This is a genomic window from Acidovorax sp. KNOB132 (genome assembly GCF_057541515.1).
The window spans coordinates 1-8,256 of record NZ_BAAJYT010000172.1 but is presented as its reverse complement, the minus strand read 5'-3'; the positions used below and the strand labels follow the sequence as shown (position 1 = coordinate 8,256).

General features: G+C 68.9%; 5 protein-coding genes and 1 pseudogene. 2 read left to right on the top strand and 4 right to left on the bottom strand.

Annotated elements, in window-relative coordinates; genetic code table 11:
- Positions 1-214: 214 nt before the first annotated feature.
- Both AC27IO_RS17710 and AC27IO_RS17705 read left to right on the top strand, forming a co-directional pair.
- Positions 215-1,669, top strand: coding sequence for an AI-2E family transporter (locus AC27IO_RS17710; RefSeq protein ID WP_498739943.1), 1,455 nt, complete (start codon positions 215-217; stop codon positions 1,667-1,669).
- A gap of 233 nt (positions 1,670-1,902) precedes the next feature.
- Positions 1,903-2,538 carry a LysE family translocator gene (locus AC27IO_RS17705; protein WP_498739941.1) on the top strand — a complete coding sequence of 212 codons (636 nt, stop codon included), beginning with the start codon at positions 1,903-1,905 and terminating at the stop codon, positions 2,536-2,538.
- Positions 2,539-2,554: 16 nt separating this feature from the next.
- On the opposite strand, the gene AC27IO_RS17700 is transcribed toward AC27IO_RS17705, so the two are convergent.
- The 4 genes and pseudogenes from AC27IO_RS17700 to ppc all read right to left on the bottom strand — a co-directional run.
- The gene (locus tag AC27IO_RS17700; protein WP_487090655.1) at positions 2,555-2,953 is read right to left on the bottom strand and encodes a hypothetical protein; all 399 of its coding nucleotides are present in this window, start codon (positions 2,951-2,953) and stop codon (positions 2,555-2,557) included.
- On the bottom strand, positions 2,953-3,840 hold the full coding sequence (locus AC27IO_RS17695; protein WP_498739939.1) for a DUF6402 family protein: 888 nt from the start codon (positions 3,838-3,840) through the stop codon (positions 2,953-2,955). The genes AC27IO_RS17700 and AC27IO_RS17695 overlap by 1 nt, the downstream gene beginning before the upstream one ends.
- 195 nt (positions 3,841-4,035) lie before the next feature.
- Positions 4,036-6,231 carry a YccS family putative transporter gene (gene yccS / locus AC27IO_RS17690; protein ID WP_284428968.1) on the bottom strand — a complete coding sequence of 732 codons (2,196 nt, stop codon included), beginning with the start codon at positions 6,229-6,231 and terminating at the stop codon, positions 4,036-4,038.
- Positions 6,232-6,368: 137 nt separating this feature from the next.
- Positions 6,369-8,256 (bottom strand): annotated as a pseudogene (ppc, locus tag AC27IO_RS17685) (phosphoenolpyruvate carboxylase); the annotation flags it as partial.

The following is an 8,256-nucleotide window of genomic DNA, read 5'->3' as shown; positions in this document are numbered from 1 at the left end:
CCCGGGCGACCGGGCGTGCACGTTTTTCGAGAGATTCCATAACCGCAAATGCTAGCGGCCGCCCGCGCAAGGCATCGGCCGAACAGCGCGGCTTTTCCCCCGCTGCCAGGGGGCTTGGGGGCTTCTTCACCCGGGGTTTCCCGCACGCGCCGGCCCCGCTGCTGCGGTGCTCGCCTACGCGGCGTTCGAGCGGCGTTGCGCAAAACTCCGCGGCATGTCCCGCCCCGCCGCCCCCCTGCCCCCCACGCCGCCCCTGGCGCGCCAACTTCCACCCACCTCCGCGACGACAGGGCAGCTTCCGGCCGGCGACCCGCCCGACCACTCCGACATCTCCCCCTCCAACCCCGCATCCGCACCCACCGCCGCGCCCGAGCCCGGCGACGATGTGCCGCCCGAACCCCTGGCCGCCGGGACCCCGGAGGGATCGGCCACGCCGCCCGCCTCCACGGCCCCTTCCGCACCCGCCGCGCTGCCGGCCTCGCCCGCATCACCGCGCGCCGAACCATCCCCTTCCCCGTCGCCCACCGGCCCCTCGGCGGACGCTGCCGCCGCAGCCCTGCCTGGAGCGCCGGGCTTCATGCTGAACATGCCGATCGACGTGCGCAACATGTCGCTCGCGCTGCTGGCCCTGTTCGCCACCGTCGCACTGCTGCACTGGGCCAGCGCCGTGTTCATTCCCCTCATGCTGAGCGTGCTGCTCACCACCGCGCTGCACCCGGCGGTCACCGCCCTGCACCGCTGGCACATCCCGCGCTGGCTCGGGGCCGGGGTGCTGCTGATGGGCATCGTCGGCAGCCTGGGCGGCGCGGCCTGGTCGCTCAGCGACGGCGCGGCCGAGCTGGTGGATTCGGTGCCCGTGGCCGCGCGCAAGGTGCGCGATGCCATGCGCCAGCGCGTGGGCGGGCCCAGCCCGCTGGACACCATGCAGAAGGCCGCCACGCAGATCGAGCAGGCCGCCACCGAAAGCATTCCGCCGCAGACGCGCCGCGGCGTGCAGCGCGTGGTGATCGAGCGCGCGCCCTTCAACATCCGCGACTACGTGTGGAGCGGCACCATGGGCCTGGCGTCTGCCGCCGGCCAGCTCACCGTGGTGATCTTCCTCACCTTCTTCGCGCTCGCATCAGGCAACCTGTTCCGGCGCAAGCTCATGCGCATCGCCGGCCACAGCCTGGAACGGCGCAAGGTGACCATGGCGGTGCTGGACGACATCACCGGCCAGATCCAGCGCTACCTGCTGGTGCAGCTGCTCACCAGCGTGCTGGTGGGCGTGGCCACCGGCGCGGTGTACGCCCTGCTCGGGCTGGAAAACCCCGCCGTCTGGGGCGTGGTGGCCGGGGTGCTCAACCTCGCGCCCTACATCGGCTCGGTGGTGGTGACGGGCGCCTCGGCGCTGGTCGCCTTCCTGCAGTTCGGCACCGTGGACATGGCGCTGGCCATCGGCGGCGCATCGCTGGTCATCCACACCCTGGTGGGCAATCTGCTCACCCCCTGGCTCACCAGCAAGACCAGCCGCATGAGCCCGGTGGCCGTGTTCGTCAGCGTGCTGGTGTGGGGCTGGCTGTGGGGGCTGTGGGGCCTGCTGCTGGGCATTCCGGTGATGATGGCCGTGAAGGCGATCTGCGACCGGGTGGAGGATCTGCGGGCGGTGGGGGAACTGCTGGGGGATTGAAGGGAAGGACGGTCTGACGCGCCCGGCCAAGGCCCAAGCACCGCAGCCGGGCCGGGCCCGTCTTCGATCAGGCCATTCGCCTGTCGCCGGGGTTGCGTCCGCCCGCCTGAATCTCCATGATGGGGGCGCCGGTGTGCATGGCGCCATCGGCACATCCACGCATCGCTCGGACCCATCGATCGATGCCTTCCCCCGCAGGCGTGTCGCACGCCAGCCCACAGGAGCAAAAAACCATGCCCATCGAACTCTGGCTCGCCTTCGTCGCGGCCTCGGCCGTGATGCTGGTCATCCCCGGCCCGACCATCCTCACCGTGATCAGCTACTCGATGTCGCACGGCCGCCGCGCGAACGTGCCGCTGGTGCTGGCCGTGGCGCTGGGCGATTCGACCGCGCTGGTGGTGTCGCTTCTGGGCCTGGGCGCGCTGCTGGAGACCTCCGCCTTCTGGTTCACCGCGGTGAAGTGGGTCGGCGGGCTGTACCTGCTGTATCTGGGCATCCGCCTGCTGCGTGCCGGAATCTCCGCCACCGAAATCGCCGCACCCGCCGCTCCCGCCGCTCCGGCATCGCGCTGGCGCCTGTTCCTGAACACCTACCTGGTGACCGCGTTGAACCCGAAGGGCATCGTTTTCTTCGTGGCCTTCCTGCCCCAGTTCCTCAGCCCCGCCGCCAGCGCGACGCAGCAAATGGGAATACTGGGCGTCACCTTCGTGGTGCTGGCCGCCACCAATGCGACGCTGTATGCCGTGTTCGCTGGCAGCGCGCGCAAGCTGCTCACATCGCCACGGGCACAGCGGCGCTTCCATGTCGCGGGCGGCTCGCTGCTGGCGGCAGCGGGGGTCTGGGCGTTGACCGCGCGGCGGCCTGGATGAGGTAAGAGCGTAGCCATCAAGGCCTCGCGGCGCAGGCCGGGGGCAAAGAGGCGTCGGTGCATTCAGGCGGGATGTTTTCAAATACCACGTCATTGCCGACATGGACGGCATGGTTGGGGGGACTCAACCACCAGTGGATTTCCCCGCCCGGTTCGAGGTCGACCACCTTGCTCTCACCCAGCAAAGTCTTGGGCCACACGCGATAAAGGCGGACGACGTAGGGCATCCTGAAATCGTAGTGAACGATGCGCTGCAAGATGGAAGCCTGATGGAACTCCATCCGGTAAACATCCTTGGGGCTGTTGTAGCTGTGGGAAAACGTGGGCGTGCCTACATACCAGCCGAGAAAAATCAACGCGTTCAGCGCCAGGCACCAAACGATGCAGGGGACTTTTTTAAAGGAAAACAACCTCATCACCACTCCAACATGATCGGGAAAGGGAGCCGCATCCGGTGGACATCGGACAGAACCATGAAATCTCCACCACGGCCATTTTTTGCACGCCATTTTCTGAAGTCCTCGTTTTGCACCCAGTAGGCGTGCTCAAGAACCCGGGCCTTTTCCTGATTGACCCACTGCTCTGAAATCGGCACCCCGCCACCCCACTGAAGACGCTGAACACCTCGAAACCCCCAGAAGCCCAGCGGCTGAGACAGAAAAGCACGCTCGGCATCATTGAAGTCGTAGGCATCGCGCAAGTAAAAGCCCAGCTCATCAATTGCAATGGATGCTTTCCTTGCTCCTTTGGGAACGACAAGGCCAGAAACGGCAACTTTGAGGGTCGCCTCTCCTATCGCGCCATAAAAGTCATCCAAGGGATCGCTGAAACGCCCGAATTTCAGGTAGTTCACTTGGCAAACATCGTCCAGCACTTTGGCCGGCTGAGCGAGATCGCCGAATCGCCAGGGGCCTGAAACGTTCACCATGGCCTGCGCATTGACGCGCTGCTTCAGCAATTCGAATGCGCCAGGACTCGCCCACTGTGCCTGCAACTTCGACATCGCCGCTCGTACCCTCGCAAACCCCAGCGCCCATGCCATGGTGGCTGTGTTTTCATCCAATTGCGCAGGCAGCAATCGACTCAAACGCTGCAGGCCCTGGCTCAGCTTTATCTCGTCTGTCATTTCAAAAGCCGCCCCGCGAAACCACCGCTCCATCAAGGCCGCCGCCACCGGCCACCCCATGCGCGAGCGCATCACGCCAGGAATATCGTTGAGCTGAAACAGCCGCACCTTCGGCGGCAGCTTTTTCTCCAGCTGCGCACGCAGCCGCTCCTGGTCTATCTTGACCATGTCCTTCATGCAACCTCCCTCGTCCGTGATCGCCTGTTTTTTGGAACTGCGGATTCTCGGAGCAAAGAAGGCGCTCGGCGCGATGCCAACCGGTTTTCCGGTTACGTGACGTAACCCAAAAGCAAATCACTTTCACCAGGGCTTTCGGTGACCGGTTTAGGACCCCATGGGGCACGGTTTTGCCAGGCGGGGCGCGCCGTGCCTCTATGCCGGCGCCACCGGAGCGCGCGCCGCCAGCTGCGTGGCCAGGGCCTGCAGCAGGGCCAGTTGCCGGCACACCAGGGCCAGTTGCGTCTGCACCAGCCGCAGGGTGTCCGGTGCGGCATCGGCGGCCTGTTCCAGCGCGGTGGCCAGCGTTTCGCCGTGGGCTGCGTCACCCTCCAGGGCCTCGCGGGTGCGCAGGGCGCGGGCGACGGCTTCGAGGCGCTCGACGGCGTAGCGGGCGCCCTCCTGTACCAGTGGGTCGTCCACGCCTTCGGCGAGTTGGCCGCGGTGCGCGCCCAGCGCCGAGAGGTAGTTGAGCAGGGTGTGCGACAGCACCAGCATGCGCATGCCGGCCTGCGAATGCGAGCGCACGTGGCGGGGCTCGCGCAGCATGTGCGACAGGGCGGTGGAGAAGGCGGCGTCGGCGTTGTGGGCGGTGCGGCGGGCCAGTCGGTAATCGAGGTCGTCGTCCTTGCCGGTGGCGTACTGCGACATGATCTCGCGCAGGTACTGCCCGTTGGCCTGCAGGGCCTGCGCGGCCACGGCGGCCAGGCGCCGGCCCTGCCAGTCGGGCAGCACGACCATCATGGCGGCGGTGGCGATGGCGCTGCCGATCAGGGTGTCGAGCAGGCGCGGCAGGATCAGCGCGTGGGCCTCGCCGGTGGCCTGGTTGAAGCACATGAGCACCAGCAGCGTGATGGCGGCGGTGGCCGTGAGGTAACGCGTGGTGCGGGTGACGAAGAACAGCACGCCCGCCGCCACGGCGAAGAGCGCCTGCAGCGGCGGGCTGGGAAAGAGCTTGAGCAGCGCCCAGCCGACCACCAGGCCGATGGCGGTGCCGGCGACGCGCTGCGACACGCGCGTGACGGTGGCGCCGTAGGTGGGTTGGCACACGAACAGCGTGGCCAGCGGAATCCAGTAGCCGTGCACGGGGTCGATGAGCTGCATGGCGATGCAGCCGGCCGCGAGCGCCAGCGACAGGCGCGTGGCATGGCGAAACAGCGGCGTGCCCGGGTGCAGCTGCGCGCGCACGCGGCCCCAGGCATCGGCCAGCGACCGGGGCGATCGGTCCAGCAGGCTGCTGTCGCCCAGGCGCTCGCCGCCATCGGGGTGGGTGGCGGCGTCGAGCTGGCCGGAGAGCGTGGCGAGGTTGCGGGCCAGCGCGCGCAGGCTGCGCAGCGGCCGCTGCCAGGCGCTCTGGCGCTGGCTTTCCAGGTGGGCGATGGAGTCGTGCAGGTCGGCCATGGCGCGCTCGCCGGCGGGGTCGCGCACGAAGGGCTCGTGCGTCTGCAGGGCCTCGGCCAGACGGGTGCAGTCCACGCCCTGCAGTTGCAGCACGCGCTGGCAGCGGTAGAGCACGTCGCTGTGGAACAGCACGTCGGCCCAGTCGTTGTAGTGGTGGTGCGACGAGCTGGCGCGCTCGTGGATGTCCTGCGCGATGAAGTACAGGTTCAGGTGGCGCAGCAGCCGGCCGGTGGGGGGCGGCGCCTCGCGGCGCGCGCCCAGGCGGCTGAAGATGCTTTCCTTGGTGGTGTTGAGGGCGGACACCACGCGGCCGTTGGTCTGGGCGAGCGCCAGGCGCCGGCGCTCCACGTCCACGCCGCGCACGGGCTCGAACAGGCTGGCCTTGAGCCGCAGATAGGCGCCGAGCACGCCGTAGAGCTTGGCGAGGTTCTGGCGCACGGGCTGGTGCGGGAACAGCGCGCACCACAGCAGCGACAGCAGGCCGTACCAGGTGGCGCCGGCCAGCAGCCAGGTGGGCACGCTGAAGCCCAAGGCCGGGCCGCCCCCGCGCTGGGAGCCGGGCGCCACGCTGATGGCGGTGTAGAGCGCCAGGATGACGGTGGCCAGCGCGATGGCGCGGTAGCGCTCGCCCACGGCGCCGAGCATGGTGAAGCCGAAGGTGGACACGGCCATGCCCGCCACGAACCACAGGGGCCACGGCATCAGGGCCTCGACCGAGAACGCGGCGGTGGCGAAGCAGGCCAGCGTGACGAGCAGCGCCCGCAGCCGGCCGCGCCAGTTGTCGTCGGTCTCGGCGATGGCGCTGGCGATGATGCCCAGGAAGATCGGCGTGACCAGCGGCACGCGGTCCAGCCACCAGCACACGGCCATGGCACCGCTCAGCGCGATGAACACGCGCACGCCGTACACCAGCGCATCCTGCGCCCACAGGCGCCTTGCCCACCCTGCCATTGCCGTTTTCAAGATCGCATCAACCCTGGAGAGAGAAAGAAAAAACCATGGCGCGGGCCCGCGCCGGATGGCGGGAACCCAAGCAGATTCCATACCACGGCACGCAGCCCCTCCCGTGCCGCGCCCAATCCCCGCCGTCAGCCGGTGTTGCGCAGCCCGGCCGCGATGCCGTTGATCGAGATGTGGATGCCGGTCTGCACGCGCTCGTCGCCCTGCCCGCCGCGCCAGCGGCGCACCAGTTCGACCTGCAGGTGGTGCAGCGGGTCGATGTACGGAAAGCGGTGGCGGATCGACCGGGCCAGGGCGGTGTTGTGCGTCAGGCGGTGCTTGTCGCCGGTGATGCGGGTGAGCGCATCGGCCGTGCGCTGCCACTCGGCCTCGATGGCGCCGAAGACCTTCTTGCGCAGGCGCGTGTCGGCCACCAGTTCGCTGTAGCGCGAGGCCAGGGCCAGGTCGCTCTTGGCCAGCACCATGTCCATGTTGGACAGCAGCGTGCCGAAGAACGGCCACTGGCGGTACATCTTCTGCAGCAGGGCCATCTGCGCCTTGGAGTCCTGGCCGGGCTGCCTGACAAAGGCTTCCACCGCGGCGCCGAAGCCGTACCAGCCCGGCAGCGTGAGCCGGCACTGGCCCCAGCTGAAGCCCCAGGGAATGGCGCGCAGGTCTTCGATGCGCTGGCTGGGCTTGCGCGAGGCCGGGCGCGAGCCGATGTTCAGCTCGGCGATCTCGCGGATGGGCGTGGAGTTGAAGAAGTAATCGGTGAAGCCCGGGGTGTCGTACACCAGCGCGCGGTAGGCGCCCATGCTGGCCACCGACAGCTGCGCCGCCGCCTCCAGGAAGTCCTTGGTGGCGGGCTTGGTGGGCTGCAGCAGCGTGGCCTCCAGCGTGGCGGCGACCAGGGTTTCCAGGTTGCGCCGGCCGATCTCGGGGTTGGCGTACTTGGAGGCGATGACCTCGCCCTGCTCGGTCAGGCGGATCTGCCCGCGCACGGTGCCGGGCGGCTGCGCCAGGATGGCCTGGTAGCTCGGGCCGCCCCCGCGGCCCACGGTGCCGCCGCGGCCATGGAACATGCGCAGCTGGATGCGGTGGCTGGCCACCAGTTCGTCGAACAGCTCCACCAGTGCGATCTCGGCGCGGTACAGCTCCCAGCTGCTGGTGAAGATGCCGCCGTCCTTGTTGCTGTCGCTGTAGCCCAGCATGATGTCCTGCTCGGCGCCGCTGGCCTGCACCATCGCGGCGAAGCCGGGCACGGCGTACAGCTCGCGCATGATGGGCGCGGCGTTGCGCAGGTCTTCGATGGTCTCAAACAGCGGCACCACGATAAGGTCGGTGGTGGCGGCGCGGGCGCCGCTGCCCGGCACGGGCGGCACGGCATCGAGCGTGCCGTGCATCAGCCCCACTTCCTTTTGCAGCAGCAGCACTTCGAGCAGGTCGCTCACGGTTTCGGTGTGGCTGATGATGTAGTGGCGGATGGCCTGCGGGCCGAAGCGCTCGCGCATCTGCCGCGCCGTCTCGAAGATGGCGATCTCGCCCGTGGTGTGCTCGGAATACGTGGCGCCCACCACGCGCAACGGCCGGGCATCGGCCAGCAGGCGCAGCAGCAGCGCGCGGCGGTCGGCCTCGGGCAGGGCCGCGTAATCGGGCTCCACGCGCGCCGTGGCCAGCAGCTCGGCGATCACCTTCTCGTGCTGGTCGGAGCTTTGGCGCAGGTCCACGGTGGCCAGGTGAAAGCCGAACACCTCCACCGCGCGCACCAGCGGGTGCAGGCGCTCGGCGGCCAGCGCCGCGCCGCGGTGCGAGCGCAGCGAGGCCTCGATCACGCGCAGGTCGGCCAGGAAGGCCTCGGCATCGGGATAGGGGTTCTGCGGCGCGACGGCATGGCGCGCGGCCTCACGCCGCCCGGTCAGGTTGCGCAGCCAGTGGCGGCCAGGCCGGGCGGTAGATGCCGGTGAGCGCGCGGCGGTACGGCTCGTCCTGGCGGTGCTCGCTGTGGTCGGGCGAGCGCTCGGCCAGGGCCTGCATGTC